Annotated in this window: 23 protein-coding genes; 4 read left to right on the top strand and 19 right to left on the bottom strand. The window is 63.0% G+C overall.

What is annotated here, in order from left to right:
• Positions 1–22: 22 nt before the first annotated feature.
• The 11 genes from BLR13_RS36010 to eno all read right to left on the bottom strand — a co-directional run bounded on the left by BLR13_RS36010 (position 23) and on the right by eno (position 12,122).
• Positions 23–994, bottom strand: a complete 972-nt coding sequence (locus BLR13_RS36010; protein WP_074830301.1) for a tripartite tricarboxylate transporter substrate binding protein BugD — start codon at positions 992–994, stop codon at positions 23–25.
• 128 nt (positions 995–1,122) lie between these two features.
• Complete coding sequence (locus tag BLR13_RS36005; protein WP_074830302.1) at positions 1,123–2,364, bottom strand: threonine synthase; 1,242 nt, start codon at positions 2,362–2,364, stop codon at positions 1,123–1,125.
• A gap of 154 nt (positions 2,365–2,518) precedes the next feature.
• The gene (gene lpdA, locus BLR13_RS36000; RefSeq protein ID WP_074830305.1) at positions 2,519–3,937 is read right to left on the bottom strand and encodes a dihydrolipoyl dehydrogenase; all 1,419 of its coding nucleotides are present in this window, start codon (positions 3,935–3,937) and stop codon (positions 2,519–2,521) included.
• 129 nt (positions 3,938–4,066) lie between these two features.
• Positions 4,067–5,416: a pyruvate dehydrogenase complex dihydrolipoamide acetyltransferase gene (locus BLR13_RS35995; protein WP_074830307.1), complete on the bottom strand. Its 1,350-nt coding sequence runs from the start codon at positions 5,414–5,416 to the stop codon at positions 4,067–4,069.
• A 2-nt stretch (positions 5,417–5,418) separates the two neighbouring features.
• The gene (locus BLR13_RS35990; RefSeq protein ID WP_074830310.1) at positions 5,419–5,724 is read right to left on the bottom strand and encodes a DUF5076 domain-containing protein; all 306 of its coding nucleotides are present in this window, start codon (positions 5,722–5,724) and stop codon (positions 5,419–5,421) included.
• A 5-nt stretch (positions 5,725–5,729) separates the two neighbouring features.
• Positions 5,730–7,115, bottom strand: a complete 1,386-nt coding sequence (locus tag BLR13_RS35985) for a pyruvate dehydrogenase complex E1 component subunit beta (RefSeq protein ID WP_074830312.1) — start codon at positions 7,113–7,115, stop codon at positions 5,730–5,732.
• A gap of 45 nt (positions 7,116–7,160) precedes the next feature.
• Complete coding sequence (gene pdhA, locus BLR13_RS35980) at positions 7,161–8,183, bottom strand: pyruvate dehydrogenase (acetyl-transferring) E1 component subunit alpha (RefSeq protein WP_074830315.1); 1,023 nt, start codon at positions 8,181–8,183, stop codon at positions 7,161–7,163.
• Between the two features lie 196 nt (positions 8,184–8,379).
• Complete coding sequence (locus tag BLR13_RS35975; protein ID WP_074830317.1) at positions 8,380–8,697, bottom strand: FtsB family cell division protein; 318 nt, start codon at positions 8,695–8,697, stop codon at positions 8,380–8,382.
• Positions 8,698–8,909: 212 nt separating this feature from the next.
• Positions 8,910–9,464: an NADPH-dependent FMN reductase gene (locus BLR13_RS35970; RefSeq protein ID WP_074830320.1), complete on the bottom strand. Its 555-nt coding sequence runs from the start codon at positions 9,462–9,464 to the stop codon at positions 8,910–8,912.
• Positions 9,465–9,653: 189 nt separating this feature from the next.
• A complete protein-coding gene (locus tag BLR13_RS35965; RefSeq protein WP_074830323.1) occupies positions 9,654–10,790 on the bottom strand; it encodes a zinc-binding dehydrogenase in 1,137 nt (378 codons plus the stop codon).
• 48 nt (positions 10,791–10,838) lie between these two features.
• Complete coding sequence (gene eno / locus BLR13_RS35960; RefSeq protein ID WP_074830327.1) at positions 10,839–12,122, bottom strand: phosphopyruvate hydratase; 1,284 nt, start codon at positions 12,120–12,122, stop codon at positions 10,839–10,841.
• Between the two features lie 133 nt (positions 12,123–12,255).
• Here eno and queF point away from each other — a divergent pair, with 133 nt between their 5' ends.
• Positions 12,256–12,732: a preQ(1) synthase gene (gene queF / locus BLR13_RS35955; protein WP_074830329.1), complete on the top strand. Its 477-nt coding sequence runs from the start codon at positions 12,256–12,258 to the stop codon at positions 12,730–12,732.
• Positions 12,733–12,763: 31 nt separating this feature from the next.
• Positions 12,764–13,669 (top strand): hypothetical protein, encoded by a 906-nt coding sequence (locus tag BLR13_RS35950; RefSeq protein ID WP_074830332.1) that lies wholly within the window; start codon positions 12,764–12,766, stop codon positions 13,667–13,669.
• 6 nt (positions 13,670–13,675) lie between these two features.
• Here BLR13_RS35950 and BLR13_RS35945 read toward each other — a convergent pair whose 3' ends face one another.
• The 5 genes from BLR13_RS35945 to secG all read right to left on the bottom strand — a co-directional run bounded on the left by BLR13_RS35945 (position 13,676) and on the right by secG (position 18,452).
• Positions 13,676–14,881 carry an MFS transporter gene (locus tag BLR13_RS35945; RefSeq protein WP_074830334.1) on the bottom strand — a complete coding sequence of 402 codons (1,206 nt, stop codon included), beginning with the start codon at positions 14,879–14,881 and terminating at the stop codon, positions 13,676–13,678.
• Positions 14,882–14,897: 16 nt separating this feature from the next.
• Entirely contained in the window at positions 14,898–15,749 is an 852-nt protein-coding gene (kdsA, locus tag BLR13_RS35940; protein WP_074830336.1) for a 3-deoxy-8-phosphooctulonate synthase, read from the bottom strand.
• Positions 15,750–15,839: 90 nt separating this feature from the next.
• A complete protein-coding gene (locus BLR13_RS35935) occupies positions 15,840–16,166 on the bottom strand; it encodes an NIPSNAP family protein (protein WP_074830339.1) in 327 nt (108 codons plus the stop codon).
• A gap of 95 nt (positions 16,167–16,261) precedes the next feature.
• Entirely contained in the window at positions 16,262–17,893 is a 1,632-nt protein-coding gene (locus tag BLR13_RS35930) for a CTP synthase (protein ID WP_074830342.1), read from the bottom strand.
• A 166-nt stretch (positions 17,894–18,059) separates the two neighbouring features.
• Complete coding sequence (gene secG, locus BLR13_RS35925; RefSeq protein ID WP_074830345.1) at positions 18,060–18,452, bottom strand: preprotein translocase subunit SecG; 393 nt, start codon at positions 18,450–18,452, stop codon at positions 18,060–18,062.
• A 223-nt stretch (positions 18,453–18,675) separates the two neighbouring features.
• Here secG and BLR13_RS35920 point away from each other — a divergent pair, with 223 nt between their 5' ends.
• Both BLR13_RS35920 and BLR13_RS35915 read left to right on the top strand, forming a co-directional pair.
• On the top strand, positions 18,676–19,242 hold the full coding sequence (locus tag BLR13_RS35920; RefSeq protein WP_074830348.1) for a helix-turn-helix domain-containing protein: 567 nt from the start codon (positions 18,676–18,678) through the stop codon (positions 19,240–19,242).
• Between the two features lie 4 nt (positions 19,243–19,246).
• Positions 19,247–19,780, top strand: a complete 534-nt coding sequence (locus tag BLR13_RS35915) for a GNAT family N-acetyltransferase (protein WP_074832371.1) — start codon at positions 19,247–19,249, stop codon at positions 19,778–19,780.
• Here the strand turns inward: BLR13_RS35915 and tpiA are convergent.
• The 3 genes from tpiA to BLR13_RS35900 all read right to left on the bottom strand — a co-directional run bounded on the left by tpiA (position 19,777) and on the right by BLR13_RS35900 (position 21,672).
• The gene (tpiA, locus tag BLR13_RS35910; RefSeq protein ID WP_074830350.1) at positions 19,777–20,529 is read right to left on the bottom strand and encodes a triose-phosphate isomerase; all 753 of its coding nucleotides are present in this window, start codon (positions 20,527–20,529) and stop codon (positions 19,777–19,779) included. The genes BLR13_RS35915 and tpiA overlap by 4 nt on opposite strands.
• An 83-nt stretch (positions 20,530–20,612) precedes the next feature.
• Positions 20,613–21,254 carry a type II toxin-antitoxin system HicB family antitoxin gene (locus BLR13_RS35905; protein ID WP_074830353.1) on the bottom strand — a complete coding sequence of 214 codons (642 nt, stop codon included), beginning with the start codon at positions 21,252–21,254 and terminating at the stop codon, positions 20,613–20,615.
• Positions 21,255–21,285: 31 nt separating this feature from the next.
• Positions 21,286–21,672, bottom strand: a complete 387-nt coding sequence (locus BLR13_RS35900) for a hypothetical protein (protein WP_074830356.1) — start codon at positions 21,670–21,672, stop codon at positions 21,286–21,288.
• Positions 21,673–21,993: the final 321 nt, after the last annotated feature.

Below are 21,993 nucleotides of genomic sequence, written 5' to 3'. Positions count from 1 at the left end.
AGGTCGGGGCTGGCGCCCGGCCCTAGTCGACCTTCACATTGGCGTCACGGATCATCGGCCACCATTTCGCGATCTCGGCCTTCTGCCAGGCGCCCAGCGCCTCCGGCGTGAGCTCGTTCTTCGGCGGCATCTGCAGGCCGAGGTTCTCAAGCTGCTTGCGCACCGCCGGATCGTTGAGGGCATCGACAACAGCGGCATTCAGTTTCGCGACGATTTCCTTGGGCGTGTCCTTGGGCACCCAGAGGCCGGACCACAGCGTCATGTGAAATCCGGGCAGCCCCGCCTCGTCCACGGTGGGGATGTCGGCCGCGGACTCGACGCGCTTGTCGTCGGTGACGGCGTAGGCGCGGATATTGCCGGCGCGCACCTGCGCGATCGAGTTGGAGGTCTGGTCGACGATCAGGTCGATCTGGCCGGCGACGAGATCGTTCATGGCGGGGGCCGTGCCGCGGTACGGCACGTATTGCAATTTGATGCCGGTGATGTTTTCGAAGTAGAGCCCGGCGATGTGGCTTCCGGAGCCGGCGCCGGCGGTGCCCGCGGTCGGCGGCTTCGGCTGCGCCTTCAGCCAGGCCAGAAACTCCTTCAGCGATTTCGCCGGCACCGCGTTCTTGCTGACGATGATCATCGGATTGCTCGGCAGCAGCGCCACCGGCTCAAGATCGGTGACGAGGTCGTAACCGAGCTTGTAGATCGCACCATTGGCGACGTGGGTGCCGAGATGGCCGAAAGAGATGGTGTAGCCGTCCGGGGCCGATCGTACCGCGCGGCCGACGCCGATCGAACCGCCCGCTCCGGTCACGTTCTCGACCAGCAGGGTTTCACCAAGCGTAATCTTCATCCGCTCGGCAAGAATCCGCGTCATTGCATCCGACGGCCCGCCGGCGGCGAACGGCACGATGATGGTGATGGGACGCGAGGGGTAGTTCTCGGCAGAGGCTGAAGCCGCGAACGCAAAAGTAGCGAACAGGGCGGCCAGAACAAATCTTCGCATCTGCTTCCTCCGACGCATGTGTCTGCTCCTCATGGTGAGGAGCGCGAAGCGCGTCTCGAACCATGAAGGCCACCGAACTCGCCGCCATCCTTCGAGACGGCGCTTTGCGCCTCCTCAGGATGAGGACCTCACAGGTTCGCGTAGTCGATCGGCTTGTGGCGATCGAGCGTACGCGTGACCGGCGGCAAGGGATACTTAAGCCCTGTCGCGCAATTGAACAGCATCACGCGATCATTTTTCGTGACACGCCCATCGGCGAGGCTTTCCTTGTAGGCGGCGTAGGTCGCAGCGCCCTCCGGACACAGCAACAGCCCTTCCTCGCGCGCCACTTCGTTGAGCGCAGCAGTAATCTTCTCATCCGTGACCGCAATGGCGAAACCCTTGCTCTGGCGGACCGCGCGCAGGATCAGAAAATCTCCGACCGCCTGCGGCACGCGAATGCCCGAGGCGATGGTGTGGGCATCTTCCCAGCGCGGCGCGTGCTCGGTGCCTGCTTCAAAAGCGCGCACCATCGGCGCGCAGCCCGATGCCTGCACCGCGACCATGCGCGGGCGCTTGGAGCCGATGAAGCCGATCGCCTCGAGTTCGGCAAACGCCTTCCACATCCCGATCAGGCCGGTGCCGCCGCCGGTCGGATAGAAGATCACGTCGGGCACTTCCCAGCCGAGCTGCTCGGCGAGTTCCAGCCCCATCGTCTTCTTGCCTTCGATCCGGTACGGCTCCTTCAGGGTCGAGGTATCGAACCAGCCGGCTTTTGCCTTGCCCTCGCCGACGATTTTGCCGCAATCGTCGATCAGCCCGTTGACGCGATAGACGGTCGCGCCCTGCAATTCGATCTCGCTGACGTTCACTTCCGGCGTATCGGCCGGGCAGAAGATCGTGGTCCGGATCCCGCAGGACGTCGCATAGGCCGCCAGCGCCGCGCCGGCATTGCCGTTGGTCGGCATCGCCATGTGCTCGATGCCGAGCGCCTTGCCCATCGACACCGCCATCACCAGGCCGCGGGCCTTGAACGATCCGGTCGGCAGGCGGCCTTCGTCCTTGACGATGATCTCGCCGCCGCCGAGTTTCTTGCCGAGTTTCGGCAATCGGATCAGCGGCGTCATGACCTCGCCGAGGCTGACGATGTCGGAAACTTTCCGCACCGGCAGCATCTCGCGGTAGCGCCACATGTCGGCGGGCCGTTGCGCCAGCGCGTCCTTTGTCAGCGCCTTCTTCACGCCCGCGAGATCGTAGCGCACCAGCAGCGGCTTGCCCGCTTTCGAAAGGTTGTGGATCTGGTCGGCGGGATAGTGGTCGCCTTCCATCGCGCATTCGAGATGGGTCACGAACGTCGGACGTTCGATGGTCAGATTGTCATTGTCTTTCACGGAAGGGTCTTTCTCTTTATGCCGTCATTGCCGGGGATAGTGGTCTGCCTTGCGCAGACTACGTAAACTTGTCTGCGCTCCCGGCAATCCATCCATCAACAAGGCATTTCCTGCGTGATGGATGCGCGGGTCGAGCCCGCGCATGACGAGCTGGTTACATATTCAGCACGCGCCCATAGGCATCCAGCACCGCTTCCTTCATCATCTCGGACAAGGTCGGATGCGGGAAGATCGTGTGCATCAGCTCTTCCTCGGTGGTCTCCAGATTCATCGCGACCACGTAGCCCTGGATCAGTTCGGTGACCTCGGCGCCGACCATATGCGCGCCCAACAGCTGGCCGGTCTTCTTGTCGAAGATCACCTTGATCAGCCCCTGGTCCTCACCGAGCGCGATCGCCTTTCCGTTGCCGACGAACGGGAAACGCCCGACGCGGATTTCGCGGCCGCCCTCTTTCGCCCTGGCCTCGGTGAGGCCGACGGACGCCACCTGCGGCTGGCAGTAGGTGCAGCCCGGAATCAGGTTCTTGTCCATGGCGTGCGGATGCAGACCCTTGATGGCCTCGATGCAAACCACGCCCTCATGCTCGGCCTTGTGCGCCAGCATCGGCGGCCCCGCGACATCGCCGATGGCGTAGATGCCGGGCACGTTGGTCTTGCCGTAGCCGTCGATCACGACGCAGCCGCGGTCGGTCTTGACGCCGAGCTTCTCCAACCCGAGGCCTTCGATATTGCCGACCACGCCGACCGCAGAGATCACCCGGTCGAACTCGACCGTCTGGGGCGCCTTGCCGTCGTCGATGGTGGCGACGACGCTGTCGGCCTTCTTCTCGAGTTTGGTGACCTTGGTGCTGGAGAGGATCTTGATGCCCTGCTTCTCCAGCTGCTTGCGCGCCAGGCCCGCGATCTCCGCATCCTCGACGGGAAGGATCTGCGGCAGCACCTCGACCACGGTGACGGCAGCACCCATAGTGTGGAAGAACGACGCGAACTCGATACCGATCGCGCCGGAGCCCACCACCAACAGCGACTTCGGCATCTTGTCCGGCACCATCGCCTCGAAATAGGTCCAGACCAGTTTCTTGTCGGGCTCCAGCCCCGGCAGCACGCGCGGCCGCGCGCCGGTCGCGAGGATGATGTGCTGGGCCTGGTAGGCGCCCTCGCCGAGCGCGCCCTTGGGCGCCTCGACGGCGGATTTCTTCACGGTGACCTTGCCGGGCGCGTCGATCGAAGCGTCGCCCCAGATCACCGTCACCTTGTTCTTCTTCATCAGGAAGCCGACGCCGTCATTGAGGCGCTTGGAGACGCCGCGCGAGCGCGCCACCACGGCTTTCGGGTCGAACGACACGTTGTCGGCCGACAGCCCGTAATCCTTGGCGTGCTTCATGTAGTGGTAGATCTCGGCCGACCGTAACAGCGCCTTGGTCGGGATGCAGCCCCAGTTCAGGCAGATGCCGCCGAGATAGGATTTCTCGATGATCGCGGTCTTGTAGCCGAGCTGGGCGGCGCGGATCGCGGTGACGTAACCGCCGGGGCCGGAGCCGATGATGATGACGTCGAAGGATGTGTCGGCCATGGCTATGCGCTCGTTCTCATCGTTCAACCGGACAGTTCGCTTCCGTCATTGCGAGGAGCACTTGCGACGAAGCAATCCATACTTCCGGTGGTGAAATGGATTGCTTCGCTGCGCTCGCAATGACTGACGTCACACCATCATCATGACGGGGTTTTCGATCAGCATCTTGAAGGCGCCGATCAGCTCGGCCCCCAGCGCGCCGTCGACCGCGCGGTGATCGCAGGACAGCGTCACGCTCATGATGTGCGCGGCCTCGATCTTGCCGGCGCGCACGACCGCGCGCTCCTCGCTGGTGCCGACCGCCAGGATCGTCGCGTGCGGCGGGTTGATGACCGCCGTAAAGTCCTTGATGCCGTACATGCCGAGGTTCGACACCGCCGTGGTGCCGCCCTGATATTCGTCCGGCTTGAGCTTGCGCGACCGCGCCCGCGCCGCAAAGTCCTTCATCTCGGCCGAGATCGTCGACAGCGACTTGGTTTCGGCCTTGCGGATGATCGGGGTGATCAGGCCGCCCGGCATCGCCACGGCGACGCCGATGTCGGAATGCTTGTGCTTGAGCATGCCGCTTTCGGTCCAGCTGACGTTGCAGTTCGGAATCCGCTGCAGCGCGATCGCCATCGCCTTGATGACGAAATCGTTGACGGAGAGCTTGTAGAGCGGCTTCTTTTCCTTGTCCTTCGGAGCCGCGGCATTGATCTCCTCGCGCGCGGCCAAGAGCTTGCCGATGTCGCAGTCCATCGTCAGGTAGAAATGCGGAATGGTCTGGATCGACGCCGTGAGCCGCTGCGCAATCGTGCGGCGCATGCCGTCATGCGGGATGACTTCGTACGAGCCCGGTTCGAACAGCGCGAGAATCTGCTTGTCCGACATCGATGGCGCAATGCTCGGACCGGCCGACGGCGCGGCGGCCGGCGCCTTCAGGCCCTTGCCAGATTTGGCGTCCGCGACGTCGCGGGCGACGATGCGGCCATGCGGACCGGAGCCGTTGATACGGCCGATTTCGATGCCGGCTTCCTTGGCGAGACGACGGGCCAGCGGCGACGAAAATACCCGGGCATGGCCGTTGGCTTGCGCCGCCGGTGCAGCCGCTTGCGGCGCGGGAGCCGGCGCGGCGGAAGCAGGCTTCGGCGCAGGCGCGGCAGCGGCAGGCGCTGCCGCGGGGGCCGGTTGCGCGGCCGGTGCCGCGGCGGCCTTCGGCGCCGGTGCGGCACCGGATCCCGCTGCCTTCACATCCTCGCCGTCGCCGGCCATGACCGCGATGATATCGTTGACCGGCACATCCTGCGTGCCTTCAGGCACCAGGATCTTCGCGATCGTGCCTTCGTCGACCGCCTCGACTTCCATCGTCGCCTTGTCGGTCTCGATCTCCGCGATCACGTCGCCGGACTTGACCTTGTCGCCCTCTTTCTTGAGCCACTTGGCAAGGTTGCCTTTTTCCATCGTGGGCGACAGCGCAGGCATCAAAATGTTGATCGGCATTGTCAGTGACCTTGTTGCGACCGAGGCGTGGTCGAGCCCACGTCAGTCGGCCGATTGATTTCGGCTTCGAACATGTCGACGATGCGCCCCAGCGCCTCGTCCTCGGTGTATTCGGCCTCGCGCCCATAGGCGCGTGCAGCGTGGCGGGCGATATCGACCAGCAGCAGGCCCCACATATCCGGCTCCTCGAACGCGCGCTGGAATGCGATCGAGAGCCCGCCATCGACGACGAACGCACGCAATATTTCGATCGCGTCCTCGCGGCCGATAACGTCTGGCGGCAGTGGCTGTTCGTTGGGACCAGCCATGAACTTTACCGATACGACACGGCTTTGGCGGCCGCGACCACTTCGGCCACCGTCGGCAATGCGAGCTTTTCGAGGTTCGCGGCATACGGCATCGGCACATCCTTGCCAGATACCCGCGCCACCGGCGCATCCAGATAATCGAAGGCCTGTTCCATGATGCGGGCGGCGACCTCGGCGCCGACGCCGCTCTGCTGCCAGCCCTCTTCCACCGTCACCGCACGGCCGGTCTTCTTGACGGAGGCAACGATGGTCTCGGTGTCCATCGGACGCAGCGTGCGCAGGTCGATCACCTCGGCCTCGATGCCTTCCTTGGCGAGTTCGTCGGCAGCCTTCAAGGCATAGGACATGCCGTTCGACCACGAGATCAGCGTGACATGGCCGCCGGTTCGCACGATCCTCGCTTTACCGATCGGCACCACATAATCGTCGAGCTTCGGCACCTCGCCGGTGTGGCCGTACAGCATTTCGTTTTCGAGGAAGATGACCGGATTGGGATCGCGGATCGCGGCCTTCAACAACCCCTTGTAGTCGGCAGCCGAATACGGCGCGACCACCTTCAGGCCAGGAACTTGCGAATACCAGGCCGAGTAGTCCTGGCTATGCTGAGCCGCGACGCGGGACGCCGCGCCGTTTGGACCGCGGAACACGATCTGGCAGGTCATCTGGCCACCGGACATGTACAGCGTCTTGGCCGCGGAATTGATGATCTGGTCGATCGCCTGCATGGCGAAGTTGAAGGTCATGAATTCGACAATCGGCTTCAGTCCCGCCATCGCCGCACCGACCCCAATGCCGGCAAAGCCGTGCTCGGTGATCGGCGTATCGATGACGCGCCTGTCGCCGAATTCCTGCAGAAGTCCCTGCGTAACCTTGTAGGCGCCCTGATATTCCGCGACCTCTTCGCCCATGATGAACACGTCAGGGTCGCGCCGCATTTCTTCGGCCATCGCGTCGCGCAGAGCCTCGCGGATGGTCATCGTCACCATCTCGGTGCCTGCAGGGACTTCCGGATCGGGCTCGGCGACGGCTGCGGCCGGTGGCTTATGGGACGGTTCGGGCGCTTCCGTCTTGGCGGCGGCGGGAGCCTCGGCCTTCTCCTGTTTCGGCGGCGCGGCAGCCGGTGCCTTGCCTAGATCGGCGGCGGTCTCTCCGTCAGCCAGAATGGTTGCGATCGGGGTGTTGACGGCAACATCGGCCGTCCCCTCGGGGATCAGGATCTTGCCGAGCGTACCTTCATCGGTCGCCTCGACCTCCATTGTCGCCTTGTCGGTTTCGATCTCGGCGATGACATCGCCCGATTTGATCGTCTCGCCTTCCTTTTTCAGCCACTTGGCAAGGTTGCCCTTTTCCATGGTGGGCGACAGCGCAGGCATCAGCACTTGAATGGGCATATCGACTCCCGAAGTCAGTCTCTCGTTTTGGTCTGCGCGGTAGAGTTAGCGGTAGATATCGGTCCAGAGCTCGGACGGATCCGGCTCGAGATCGCGCTGGGCGAAATCCGCCGACGCGTTGACGATCTCGCGCACCTCGGCGTCGATGGCCTTCAATTCCTGTTCGGGGACCTTGGCCGCCAGCAGGCGATTGCGCACCTGCTCGATCGGGTCCTGGTCGTGGCGGACCTTCTCGACCTCTTCACGGGTCCGGTACTTGGCCGGATCCGACATCGAGTGACCACGGTACCGATAAGTTTGCATTTCCAAGATGTACGGTCCCTTGCCGGCGCGGCACCAGGCGACGGCCTCATCGCCCGCGGCCTTGACGGCGCGAACGTCCATGCCGTCGACCTGCTTGCCGGGGATGTTGAAGGAGGCGCCGCGCTTGGAGAAATCGGTCTGGGCCGAGGAACGCGTCACGGACGTGCCCATGGCGTAACGGTTGTTTTCGATAACGTAGATCACCGGGAGCTTCCACAGCTCCGCCATGTTGAAGCTTTCATAGACCTGGCCCTGGTTGGAAGCGCCGTCGCCGAAATAGGCCACGCTGACGGAATCATTGCCGCGATAGCGATTGGCAAATGCCAGACCCGTGCCGAGCGAAACCTGGGCGCCGACGATGCCGTGGCCGCCGTAGAAGTTCTTCTCCTTGCTGAACATGTGCATGGAGCCGCCCTTGCCCTTGGAATAACCACCCCGGCGGCCAGTCAGTTCGGCCATCACACCGTTGGCTTCCATTCCGCAGGCGAGCATGTGGCCGTGGTCGCGGTATCCGGTTATGACCTGATCGCCCTTTTTCAGGGCCATCTGCATACCCACCACGATGGCTTCCTGGCCGATATAGAGATGGCAGAAGCCGCCGATCGCACCCATGCCGTAGAGCTGGCCGGCCTTTTCCTCAAAGCGGCGGATCAGCAGCATGTCCCGGAGCGCCGCCAATTCCTGTGCTTTTGTGAATTCCGGAGGGGACCCCTTTGCTTTCTCCTGCCCTGCTTCCTTCTCAACGCTTTTCTTGGGTGCGGCCATGGCAATTCCGGATGAGAGAGACGATCAACCCTCTCTATCCCAACTCAAACCGCCGTGGAAGGATTGCGTGCGCCGGCGAAAATATTGCTATGCCGCAGTGCAACGAGACGCGACATTTTCGAAATTGATTTTGCAGGTTTTTGAAATTTGCGGACGAGACTTCGGCGCGATCCTGAAGTGCACGCGCTTGCGCGCGTCAGCGTGGCGTGACGGTCCGGACGAGGTCGCGCGGATTGGCGTAATCGAGCTGAAAGCGCGCACGCTCGTCCAGCATGTCGGGGTCGACCCGATCCGACCTCAGCAGCGAAACCCGCTGCTCGCCCTGCATCCGCTCCCGCTTCAGCCGCGCCAGTTCCGACGTCAGCGCGATGATCTCCTGATCGAGCTCCTGGCGCGCGTTGAGCCCGTATTTGCCGGTATAGGCGTTGACGCCGAAATAGCCGACAATCAGCGCCGCCATCGTGTAGAGGGCGAGCCCGGTAAGCAGCGATTTCAGTCGGGTGCGGGAGACCATAGCGCCAAGATGCGACGGTCTGGTTAAGGGAATCCTAAGACCGTCTCCCTGACCGAAAAACAGGCAGAGATACCGTCATTGCGAGGAGCGAAGGCGACGAAGCAATCCACATGTTCCCAGGCGGAAAGATGGATTGCTTCGCTGAGCCTGTCATCGGGCGCGCATGCGCGCGACCCGTTGGCTCGCAATGACGGGGAGAGACGACACCCGCCTCAGCGGTTCTGCTTTTCAACAAACGCCGCAAAGGCGTCGATGTACTGCTGCAGCACCTTCTGCAGCGATTCCTTGATGAGGTGGCCCTTGTCGTCGAAGGCGTCACCGACGCCGTTCAGGTAGGTTTCGGGCTGCCCCATGATCGGGCCGGCGATGCCCGGCAGAATGTTCTGCAGATGCTTGGCCGCGTTGACGCCACCGAGCGGGCCCGGGGAATTCGAGATGATGCCGACCGGCTTGCCCATGAATGAGCTCTTGCCATAGGGGCGTGAAGCGACGTCGATGACGTTCTTCAGCACGCCGGGGATCGAGCGGTTATATTCGGGGGTCACGAACAGGACGCCATGCGACTTTTGCAGCTTTTCCCGCAACGCGAGCCAATCGGCCGGGGGTGCGGCTTCCTCGTCCTGGCTGAAGTTGGAAATCCCGTGCGGAGTCACGACCTCGAGCTTCAGCGACGCCGGCGCCAGCTTGGCCAGTGCGTTGGCGATCTTGAGCGAGAAGCTCTCCTTGCGAAGACTGCCCGCGATGGTGACGATGGTATGGGTGGCCATTGAGTTTTCCCTGTTGAAGCTGAAACGCCCGGCGCACTTAAGCCAGATCGGGAAGATGGATGCAAGTGCATCCATCAAGCCTTTGCGGCGGCTACCGGAGAATAATCTTGCCCCCCAAGAATCTGCTCCCAAGACAAACAGGCCGCCTTTTCAGGCGGCCTGCGAAGTCGTCGGGATCACCAAGAGCCGTCAGCCCTTGTTTGGGTTGATCAGGAATTTCTCGCCGGTGGCGCGCTTGTTGTAGACGGCGATGTTGGACATCTGCAGCACTTCCGGCAGCGACACCACCTGCGTGTAGTGGCTGGCGAAGGTCGTCTTCAGCTCGGAGACCACGCGCTGGCGCAGCCTGCCGATATCGGCCGGGCCGATCTTCTGCAGGAACGGCGTCAAGAGCCAGCCGCCGACCGACCAGGTCAGGCCGAAGGCGCGGCTCAACTCGGTCGGACCTGTATTGAGGCTGCCGTAGATATAGACCTGCTTGAACACGTTCGAACCGTAACGGCTGTATTCCTTGGCGGTCTTGTTGGCCGCGATTTCCATCGCGGTCAGGATCTGGCCGGCGAGCTTGCCGCCGCCGATGGCATCGAACGCGATCGTGGCACCGGTCTCGACCAGGGCCGCGGTGAGATCATCCATGAAGGTCGGCGCGGTGGAATCGACGATATGCTTGGCGCCGATCTTGTGCAGGATGTCCGCCTGCTCCTTGCTGCGCACGATGTTGACGAGGCCGATGCCGTCCTTGATGCAGATCTTGTTGAGCATCTGCCCGAGGTTGGACGCGGCCGCCGTATGCACCAGCGCCTTGTGGTTCTCGCGCCGCATGGTCTCGGTCATGCCAAGCGCGGTCAGCGGATTGACGAACCAGGACGCGCCATCGGCCGCGGTGATGCCGGCCGGCAGCGGCATGACGTCCCTCGCCTTCACGGTGCGATACTGCGTATACATCGCGCCGCCGATGACGGAGACCAGCTTGCCCATCAGCGCCTTGGCGGCATCTGACGAACCGGTCTTGATCACGGTGCCGGCGCCCTCATTGCCAACAGGCAAGGATTGATCGAGCCGCGCGCCCATCATCTTCACCGCCGCTTCCGGCATCTTGGCGGTAATCACGGGAGCGTCTTTCGAGCCCGAAACGACCGCGGTCGACATGTCGGCCGGACCGATCAGGAGGCCGAGGTCGGACGGGTTGATCGGCGTCGCCTCGACGCGGACCACGACTTCGTCCTCGGCGGGTTCAGGCGTCGGGATATTCACCAGCGACAGTTCGAGTTCGCCGCTCTTCTTGAGCAGCGAGCGCAGTTGCAGCCCGGTCTTGCCGTCACTCATCGCAAATCCTCCCGTTTGTGTTTGTTATATCTTGGATGCGCCGGCGCGTTACGCCAGTGCCTTCAGGGCCGCTTTGCCGGCATATTTCGCCTGCGAGCCGAGCTGCTGCTCGATGCGCAGCAGCTGGTTGTACTTGGCCGTGCGGTCGGAGCGCGCCAGCGAGCCGGTTTTGATCTGGCCGCAATTGGTGGCGACGGCGAGGTCCGCAATGGTGGAATCCTCGGTCTCGCCGGAGCGGTGCGACATCACGGCGGTGTAGCCGGCCTTGTAGGCCATCTCGACCGCCGACAGGGTTTCCGTCAACGTGCCGATCTGGTTGACCTTGATCAGGATCGAGTTGGCGCGGCCGTTCTTGATGCCGTCGGCAAGGCGCGTCACGTTGGTGACGAACAGATCGTCGCCGACCAACTGGCACTTGTCGCCGATCAGGTCGGTCAGTTTCTTCCAGCCGTCCATGTCGTCTTCCGACATGCCATCCTCGATCGAGACGATCGGATAACGCGACACCAGATCGGCGAGATACTTCGCCTGCTCGGAGCGCGAGCGGGTCTTGTTCTCGCCGCCATAGACGTAATTGCCGTCCTTGAAGAACTCGGTGGCGGCACAATCGAGCCCGAGCATGACGTCCTTGCCCGCGGCGTAGCCGGCCTTGCCGATGGCGCTGACCACGAATTCGAGGGCTGCGTCCGCCGACGGCAGGTTCGGCGCAAAGCCGCCCTCGTCGCCGACATTGGTATTATGACCGGCCTTCTTCAGTTCGCCACGCAGCGTGTGGAAGATTTCCGATCCGCAGCGCAGCGCTTCGGCGAAACTCGCCGCCCCCACCGGCAGGATCATGAATTCCTGGAAATCGATCGGGTTGTCGGCGTGCACGCCGCCGTTGATGATGTTCATCATCGGCACCGGCAGGGTCCGCGCCGAGGTGCCGCCGACATAGCGATAGAGCGGCATGTCGAAGGATTCGGCGGCCGCCTTGGCGCAGGCCAGCGAAACGCCGAGAATGGCGTTGGCGCCGAGCCGGCTTTTGTTCGCCGTACCGTCGAGGTCGATCATGATCTGGTCGATCTGGACCTGTTCCTCGACCGCCTGGTCGCTCAGCGCCTCGAAGATTTCGCCGTTGACGGCCTCGACCGCCTTCTGCACGCCCTTGCCGAGATAGCGCTTCTTGTCACCGTCCCGCAGTTCCACCGCCTCATGGGCGCCGGTCGAGGCACCTGAGGGCACCGCCGCGCGCCCCATCGAGCCGTCTTCCAGCACCACATCGACTTCGACGGTGGGATTGCCACGGCTATCGAGAATTTCGCGGCCGATGATGTCGACGATGGCGGTCATGGGAGCCTCATGGGATTGGCAGGGAGGGTATTTGGCGCTGCTTCTACAGCAAGGTTGCGATGCGGAAAAGGCCGCCCTCGCCCGTGACGCTGGCGGCCGAATTGTCTAATAACGCGGCAACGGAGAGTCCCTGATGTCGAAAATGCCCCGCAAATCCGCCAAATCGCCAGACCTGCAACTCGGCCGCGCCGTGGAATGGCCGGATAGCCCCGAAAAGGCGAAACTCGACCGCGTTCCCAATCCGCAAGGCGACACCAATTACGTGGTCCGCTTCACCGCTCCGGAATTCACCTCGCTTTGCCCGGTGACGGGGCAGCCGGACTTCGCGCATCTGATGATCGATTACGTGCCGGACCGCTGGCTGCTGGAGTCCAAATCGCTGAAACTCTATGTCGCGAGCTTCCGCAACCACGGCGCCTTCCATGAGGATTGCACGGTCATGATCGGCAAGCGCATCGCCGCCGAGATCAAGCCGAAATATCTGCGCATCGGCGGCTACTGGTATCCGCGCGGCGGCATCCCGATCGACGTGTTCTGGCAGACCGGCAAGCTGCCCAAGGGCATGTGGATGCCCGACCAGGGCGTTGCGCCCTATCGCGGCCGCGGTTGAACCGAGCGGCCGGTCATTCCGACCACCGCACATGAAAAATTCAGCCTCCGCCGTCATCCGGCTTGCCGCCGCATTCGGCCTGTTCGGGATGCTCTCGAACGCCAATGCCGCGCCAGCTTCATCCGAGGATCGCTATATCGCTACGCGCGACGCAGCGATCGCGACAATCTCGAAGCTGTACGACGATAGCAAGGGCGACGAGGCCACCAAGGCCGAAGAGGCCGCCACCACCGATCTCCTCGCACAGATGAAGGCTATCCTGACCGAACCCGATCGACAGGGTTTTGGCTCGGCCAAGCTCAATCTCGGAAGTTTTTACAAGGGCGACGAGGATTTTGGCACGCTTGACGGCCTTCGCTTTGACTCCCTCCTCGGCGAGAAGGGGCAGAAAGCGGGCAGCACCGGCAAAGACGAAAAATACGTCGAGCCGAAGTCGCATATCGTCCTTACCACACAGACGATATTCGAGCGCTGGCTGCGCGCCCATAAGGATTGGTGGGGCCAGAACATCAAGAACGTCCCCCAGCAGATGGCCAAGGCGCTCAGCGACGAAAGCTTCTACACCCAGGCGATCTCAAACGGCTCGGCGGTCGTTAAGTTCAGTTCGCTGCCGATCGCAAAACCTTACGGCGCCACGTTTGCCTACGCCATGCTGGCAGGCCGGACCCAATCCGAAATTCCCGATGCCGCGGATGAGGTGATCGTTGCCGCCATCGCCAACGGCAAGGTCTATGTCGCCGAAGGATCGATTGCGCCAAAGGTAAAGGTTGCGGCCTGCATCGCCCAGAAGAAGGCCGAGCCGATGGACGAAAATGTCCGCGAAAAGAGCGAAGCGGCCTACGCGCGCTGCTTCAGCCAGCGCGCACCCAAAGAGTCATCCTTCGCGGCAGCTACCAAGCAGGCGCAGGCACTGCTGGCAGAGGCGATCGGAAAGTAGCGCTCTCTACGGCTCGACGTCCGGCCTCGCCGCCGCGTCCGCCGGCCGCGTCTGGCGCAACAGCTTCGCGCAGACAAAGCCGAGCGCGATGATGATGGTCGCGGCGACGAGCAAGGTCGGGGTCTTGCCGGCGTGCAGAATGCCGAAGCCGTAGGCGATCGGCCCGATGGTCTGGCCCATGAAGAAGAAAAACGAATGCAGCGACAGCGCGGTCGCGCGTGCCTCCACCGACAACTCGCTGGCGAACACCTGCAGGCAGCCGTGGATCATATAAAAACCCCAGCCCATGAAGATCAGGCTTAGGGTTTGCAGCTTCCATCCGGGTCCCGCCGCGACCGCCATGAGCTGCAGCCCGACCAGCGCAGCACCCGCGATCATCATGCCGTTGACGCCGATCTTCGGCAGCAACCGCGAAACCGTCAGGGTGTAGACCAGGCCGCCGACGGCAAAGCCCGCGATCACGACACCGGCGATCGACAGCGAAGTCTCGCCGAGATCGAACAGGAACGATGCGATGTAGGGAAACAGGCCGAGCACGCAGCAGCCCTCGATGAACACCGCCGCATAACAAAACGCATTGGGATTGGCGAAGATCGTGCGGTAGCCGTGGCGGAGCGCCGCCAGGTTCGTCTTGGGCGGCTGTGTCAGCGCGGCACCGCGAAAGCCGATGAGAACCGCGCCCGAAGCCACAATGACCAGCACGCCGAGCACGGCAAGCACGCCGCGCCAGCCCAGAAAGTCACCGATCAAACCCGAGACCGATGCCCCGAGCAGGTTGCCGGTCATCGACCCCATCAGCGTGCGGCCGATCGCGATCTGACGTTTCTCGGGGCCGACCAGATCGCTGGTGAGGCTGAGCGCCACCGGAAATACCCCGCCGGAGCCGATACCGGCCAAAATCCGCGATGCGAACAGTAGCCAGAACGACGTCGACATCGCGCCGAGGATGTTGGCAACGCCGAGCAGCATCAGGCACACCACCATCAGCCGCGCCTTGCCGAACAGATCGGCCGCAGCCCCAAGCACCGGCTGGATGATCGCAAACGTGAAGGCGAACACGGAGGCGAAAGCGGCGGCGGTCGCAATGCTGACGCCAAAATCGTCGGCGACATGCGGCAGCACCGGATCGAGGGCGCGCGCCGACAGGCTGGCCGCAAAGGTCGCGAGCGTAATGATGTTGAGCGCCGGCGGCAGGCGGCTCGACGCGGTCACGATCGTATCCGCGTCATCAACTCAACGGCTTCTTGGCGAGCGCGTCGAACCCCATCAGGGTTTTGATCAGCACCTCGAAGTCCCGCAGCGGCACCATGTTGGGTCCGTCTGACGGCGCGCGGTCGGGATCGGGATGGGTTTCGATGAAGACGCCGGCCACGCCGACCGCGACCGCCGCACGCGCCAGCACCGGCACGAATTCGCGTTCGCCGCCGGATGAGGTGCCCTTGCCGCCCGGCTGCTGCACCGAATGGGTGGCGTCGAAAATGACCGGCGCACCGGTGGTGCGCGCCAGGATCGGCAGCGCACGCATGTCCGACACCAGTGTATTGTAGCCGAACGACGCACCGCGTTCAGTGACCAGCACGTTCGGATTGCCGCCGCCCGTGATCTTGGCGACGACATTCGCCATGTCCCACGGCGCCAGAAATTGCCCCTTCTTGACGTTGACGACCTTGCCGGTCGCAGCCGCGGCGAGCAGGAGATCGGTCTGCCGGCACAGGAAGGCCGGGATCTGCAGCACGTCCACCGCCTGCGCCACCTCGGCGCATTGTGAGGCCTCGTGCACGTCGGTGAGAACAGGCAATCCCAGCGAGGAGCGGATCTCGGCAAAGATCGGCAGCGCCTGGGTGAGCCCGATACCGCGCGCGGCGGTGCCGCTGCTGCGGTTGGCCTTGTCGAACGAGGTTTTGTAGACGAGGCCGATCTTGAGCCGCGCCGCGATTTCCTTCAGCGCGCCCGCCACTTCAAGCGCATGCGCGCGGCTCTCGAGCTGGCACGGTCCGGCGATGATCGAAATCGGCAGATCGTTGCCGAATTTGACCGAACCGACGGTGACGACCGGAGCTGCTTTGAGATTCGCGTTCAAGGTATTTTCCTTTTCAGGCGCGGACCATGCCGGTCCGCGCAATCAGGATCAACCCCGTAAAGCCCCTGAATATCAGGGTTGCGCCGCCGGTTACTTCACCGACGAGAACGCGGTCGGCACCAGCATCTGGTTGACGATATTGCCGACGATCTGGCCGTCTTCCTCGGTCTTGGCGCGCGCGGTGATCCAGTCCGGATCGCTCTGAAACGCGGTCCATTTCTTTTCACGGTCGGCCAGCGATTCCCACGCCAGCAGGTAGGTCAGTTCCTGATGGGATTCGCCGACCAGCGTGGTGAAGAACCCGGCCTGCTTGATGCCGTGCTTTTCCCACAGTTTTAGCGTGGTGTTTTCGAAACGCTTGAGCAGCGCCGGCAGACGGCCCGGCAGGCAACGATAGACGCGCATCTCGTAGATCATCGAACGCACTCCCTCAATTTATTTGTTCTTGCAGGTCACGGGAGCGGTTTGTCGCAACAATTGGCGCGTTCGTCAAAGGCTGCGCGCGGCCGGCATCAAACCAGCCGCGACTGCACCACCGCCGCCTGAACGAACGACGCGAACAGGGGATGCGGCTCGAACGGCCGCGACTTCAGTTCGGGGTGGAATTGCACGCCGATGAACCAGGGATGGTCCTCGTATTCGACGATCTCCGGCAGCACGCCGTCGGGCGACAGGCCGGAGAAGCGCAATCCGTGCTGCTCGAGCCGGTCCTTGTAGGCGGTGTTGACCTCGTAGCGGTGGCGATGGCGTTCGGAAATCTCGGTGGCGCCGCCATAGACTTGCGAAACCCGGCTGCCGCGGTTCAGCGCCGCCGGATAGGCGCCGAGCCGCATGGTGCCGCCGAGGTCGCCGGCCTTCGAGCGCTTTTCGAGCTCGTTGCCGCGCAGCCATTCCGTCATCAGGCCGACCAGCGGCTCTTTCGTCGGTCCGAACTCGGTCGAGTTCGCGGCCTCGATGCCGACCAGATTGCGCGCGGCTTCGATGACAGCCATCTGCATGCCGAAGCAAATGCCGAAATACGGCACGTTGCGCTCGCGGGCGAACTGTGCCGCGCGGATCTTGCCCTCGGCGCCGCGCTGGCCGAAGCCGCCGGGCACCAGGATGCCGTTGACGTGTTCGAGGAACGGCGCCGGATCCTCGTGCTCGAATACCTCGCTCTCGATCCAGTCGAGATTGACCTTCACCTTGTTGGCGATGCCGCCATGCGACAGCGCCTCGATCAGCGATTTGTAGGCGTCCTTCATGCCGGTGTACTTGCCGACGATGGCAATCGTCACCGCGCCTTCGGGGTTGCGCACGCGCTCGTTGATGACGTTCCAGCTCTGCAGCGCCGGCGGAATCTTCGGCGTGATGCCGAACGCGGCCAGCACTTCGTCGTCGAGACCGGCAGCGTGATAGGCCTCCGGCACCGCGTAGATGTTGTCGACGTCCCTCGCCTCGATCACGGCGCTTTCGCGCACGTTGCAGAACAGGCCAAGCTTGCGTCGCTCTTCCTTGGGGATTTCGCGGTCGGTGCGGCACAGCAGGATGTCCGGCTGGATACCGATCGAACGCAGTTCCTTGACCGAATGCTGGGTCGGCTTGGTCTTCAATTCGCCGGCGCTCGGAATGAACGGCAGCAGCGTCAGATGAATATAGACGGCGTGCTCGCGCGGCAGCTCGTTCTTGAGCTGGCGGATCGCCTCAAAGAACGGCAGGCCCTCGATGTCGCCGACGGTGCCGCCGATTTCGACCAGCACGAAATCGTATTCTTCGTTGCCCGAAAGCACGAATTCCTTGATCGCATTGGTGACGTGCGGAACGACCTGAATGGTCGCGCCGAGATAGTCGCCGCGGCGTTCCTTGGTGATGATGTCCTGATAGATACGCCCGGTGGTGATGTTGTCGGCCTTGGTGGCCGGACGCCCGGTGAAGCGCTCGTAATGGCCGAGATCGAGATCGGTCTCGGCGCCGTCGTCGGTCACGAACACTTCGCCGTGCTGATACGGCGACATCGTTCCGGGATCGAGGTTGAGATAGGGGTCGAGCTTTCGGAGACGGACCTTGTACCCGCGGGACTGCAGCAGGGCACCGAGTGCCGCTGAAGCCAGACCCTTTCCGAGCGAAGAAACCACGCCGCCGGTGATGAATATGTACCGCGCCATGGGACTCAACCTTTAAGGCCACTGCTCCGATTCGCAAAAACGAATCGCATACCAAGGCAAACATTTTGCCGGGCTGTGGGTGACGTGAAATTTAAAGCGATATCAGAGCATTGATGGGAAGTTCTGATGCAGGACAGTAGACGCCGTCCTGCATAGCCACCCTGCTTTATTGCGAACGCGGCGCCTGCGGACCCGACGGTGCCGGCGGCTGGCCCTGCTGTTCATCCACCTTCTTCAGCGAATCCAGCAGGCCGCCGCTGGTCGGCGGGGTGATCGGCGAAGCGCCGCCGGGCTGCGATTGCGTCGCCGGCGCGGTACCGAGAATCGAGCTTGGCTTGCGGTCTACGCCCGCTATCCAGGCCAATCCCAAGCTGGTCAGAAAGAACAGGCCCGCCAGGATCGCCGTGGTCCGGCTCAACAGGTTGGCGGTACCGCGGCTCGACATGAAGCCGGCGCCGCCACCCATGCCGAGGCCGCCGCCTTCGGACTTCTGCAGCAGCACCGCGCCGATCAGCACGGAAACGATCATGAGGTGAACGACGATAATGACGGTCTGCATCTCTAACCTTCCGTCACAAGCTGACAGCGCCGGACTTCGGCTGCATATGGGGCTTGCGGGTTTTCCTGAAGTTGCGCGGTGTTACACGATCGGACGGTGCATTGTCACCCCCAACCGCTGGCCGGGAGATAATTGCCGCAACCTTTGGGGACAAGGAATTCGGCCCAGCCTGATCCGTTCAATTCAGGCTTGAGGCCATCCGAATTTCTCTTATAATAGACATATGAATACTATTATAGACAACCTCAGTAACCGCCTCGCCCACCGGCTGCGGCTTGAGCGCGACAGCCGCGGCTGGTCCCTGGCCGATCTCGCCGAACGCTCGGGTGTCTCGAAGGCCACCATCAGCAAGATCGAGCGCGCCGAGGTCAGCCCGACCGCCGTCGTGCTGGTGCGGCTGGCGAGCGCCTTCGACCTGACGCTGGCGGGTCTGATGCTGCGCGCCGAGGGCCAGGGCGAGCGCCTTTCGCGGGCGGCCGACCAACAAGTGTGGCGCGATCCCGAGACCGGCTACCTGCGCCGGCAGGTGTTCAGCCGTCCCGATAACCCGATCGAGATCGTCAGGGTCGAAATGCCGGCAAAGCAGCAGGTAACACTGCCAGCTTCATCCTATGCCCGTATCCGCCAAACCCTGTGGGTACTGTCAGGCGCGCTGGTCATCATCGAGGCCGGCGAGCGGCATGAACTTGGTACCGGCGACTGCCTCGGTTTTGGCCCGCCCGCGGAAACCACCTTTGCCAACGAGACCTCGGCACCTTGTGTCTACGTCGTTGCCCTCGCCCGGAGCTGACACCATGCCGCCGATCCAAATTGTACCCCTCACGGCTTCGCCGGACACGATTGCGGCATTGAGCGAAATACTGGTGGAGACGGTCGCGCATGGCGGTTCGGTCAGCTTCATGCACCCGATGCCGTTGCAAGCTGCCGAGGCGTTCTGGCACGACTCGCTCCGCGCGGCGGCACGCGGCGAAAGGATCGTGCTCGGCGCTTTTGACGGCGATCATCTGATCGGCACCGTCACGCTGTTGCTCAACCTGCCGCCGAACCAGCCGCATCGCGCCGAGATTGCCAAGATGATGACACGCCTCAGTCACCGCCATCGCGGCGTCGCGACGGCGTTGCTGCGCGCAGCCGAGCGCATCGCGCTCGAACGCGGTCGCTGGCTCCTGGTGCTCGATACCGCCCAGGATGAAGGCGCCGCCGGATTATACGAGCGGTTGGGATTCCAGTTGACCGGGGTCATTCCGGATTACGCGCTGAAGCCGCATGGCGGCCTCACCGGCACGTTGATCTACTGGAAGCGGCTGAACGAGCGGGCGACGGCCTAGCAGCCCGCCGCGATCGCCAGGAAATCCGCAGCCTTCAGGCTGGCGCCGCCGACCAGGGCGCCATTGACGTTGGCCACCGCCATCAGCTCCGCGGCGTTCGAGGGTTTGACCGAACCGCCATAGAGAATGCGGACCTTGCCGCCTTCGGCCTTAAATCGATCGGTGAGCACTCCCCGGATAAACCGATGAACTTGCTCGACATCTCCGGTTGTTGGCGTCAGCCCGGTCCCGATCGCCCAGACCGGCTCATAGGCCACCACCAGATTGGCCGAGGTCGCACCATCAGGCAGCGATCCCGCGAGCTGGCCGCCGCAGACGTCCAAGGTTTGCCCGGCATCGCGCTGCTTTTGGGTCTCGCCGATGCAGACGATGGCGGTTAGCCCGGCTCGCCAGGCGGCTTCGGCCTTCTGGCGCACCAGCGCATCGGTTTCGCCGTGGTCGGCGCGCCGCTCGGAATGGCCGACAATGATGGCGCCGGCGCCCGCATCCGCCAGCATTTCCGCCGAGAGATCGCCCGTATGGGCGCCGGAGGCTTTCGGGTGGCAATCCTGGGCACCAACGGCGAGTTTGGAGCCCCGCGCTCTATCGGCGAAGCCTGCGATCAAGGTCGCCGGCGGGCAGACCAGCAAATCGGCCTTGGCGGCCAAACCCGCGGCGCCTGCGACCATGGCATCGAATTCGGCGAGGGCCGATTTCAGGCCGTTCATTTTCCAGTTGCCCGCGATCAGCGGCCGGATGGCGTCGGTCATGTCAAAATTCTCGCAAATGTCAGCATCAGGGATGCGCTAGCAGAGGCATGCGGCCAGTTCCAGATGAAGTTCTGCCGAATGTCCTAGTCGTCTTTTTTGCCACCCGACGCTGGCTGCTGATGCGAACTCTCCTCCAGCAAACGCTCCAGCTCCTGGGTAATATTGTCGACGCTGCGTTTCACGTCGATATCGTCAGCGGGATTGACCTCGCTCCGTTCGACTGCGGTTTCACCGGGCCGATCGATATTCGTTGTCACCGTCTCCATTTTGAGTTCGGGCGGAGTAATAAAGTCGAACAGGGTCGGCCCGGTTGACCTCTCGCGCATCCCCTGGCGCGGCGAGGTCTCTTGAACGATCCAGCGATCGACGGCGCTGACGAACAACGAAGCGCGCGTGAGACCGTTGCGGCCGGCAAAGGAATCTATTCGGGCGAGCGCCAGCGCCGGAATGGGCAGATCAACACGCACGGCGCCGATATCGTCCGGCATCTCAACGGCAAACAGCAGCAATGCCTCATCGCATTTGATCGCGTCGACGGACGTCGGAACGGGGACGGTTTCGTTGTTCGCAAGCAGGCGCTCGATGTGCGCGGCAAGCGCTTCGCGCACTTTGGCCAAAACATGATCCAGGGTCGTCGCCTGCACCGCGAATCCGGAAAAGTCCGGAACGGACGCCGTGTATCCCGAGCTGGCGTCGCCTCTCACCAACGAAATGAAAGTCGCCATCGACAACTCACTGACGGTTAGGGGGTGGTGATCAACGGTCGCCTGAACCGGGCTCTATCTTACCACCTTGCGAGGTCGCGTCGATCCGCTGTCGCCTTGCCTCGACGGCGCGCTCCAGTTCCCAGGCCCGATTGAGCCGCTCCGGGTTGGTCGTACTCATAATCCGTCCCCAGGCGGTTGCGAACGCCTTCTTGCAGTCCTCAAGATTGTCGGTGCTTCCTTGCGCCCATGTCGGCATCGCCATGGGAATGGTGATGGCCCATTCCCAAACACCTGCAAGCCGTCGGATGCGGCCAATCTCGTGCCCTTCGTAGCGAAGGATAAAATCATCCTTGATACCGGGCCAGGCGGGAACGGCATTGAGTGCGATTGCTTTTTTTTCCACGGCGACACCGACGAAATTGGATAAGCGAGGCAATCCCGGCGCCTCGGAATGGTCAAGGTAGCGAAATCTCGCACTAATCGGATGCCCAGTCTACGATACGTCTCGGCAGGAAAATTCGAGGAGGAAGCTTTGAGACTTGCTTTCCGTTGCCTCGCAATCATGGCCGTACTGTGCGCTACCTCGGCTCAAGCTCAGGTCGACGTCACTGTTCCGGACGCAGGTCGCGTCAGAACCACGGCGAGAGTGGAAAATGGCATCCTTGGCGTATCAAACTCCATCGCGCGATTTCGTGGGACGGCACGCGAGTGCGTGGGCTCCTGCTTCCTGGACTGTTCGGGAAGAGAACCCGTGGGC

Origin of the sequence: Bradyrhizobium ottawaense, from assembly GCF_900099825.1 — a bacterium.
Taxonomy (GTDB): Bacteria; Pseudomonadota; Alphaproteobacteria; order Rhizobiales; family Xanthobacteraceae; genus Bradyrhizobium; species Bradyrhizobium ottawaense_A.
This window is presented reverse-complemented; position numbering and strand designations above follow the sequence as displayed.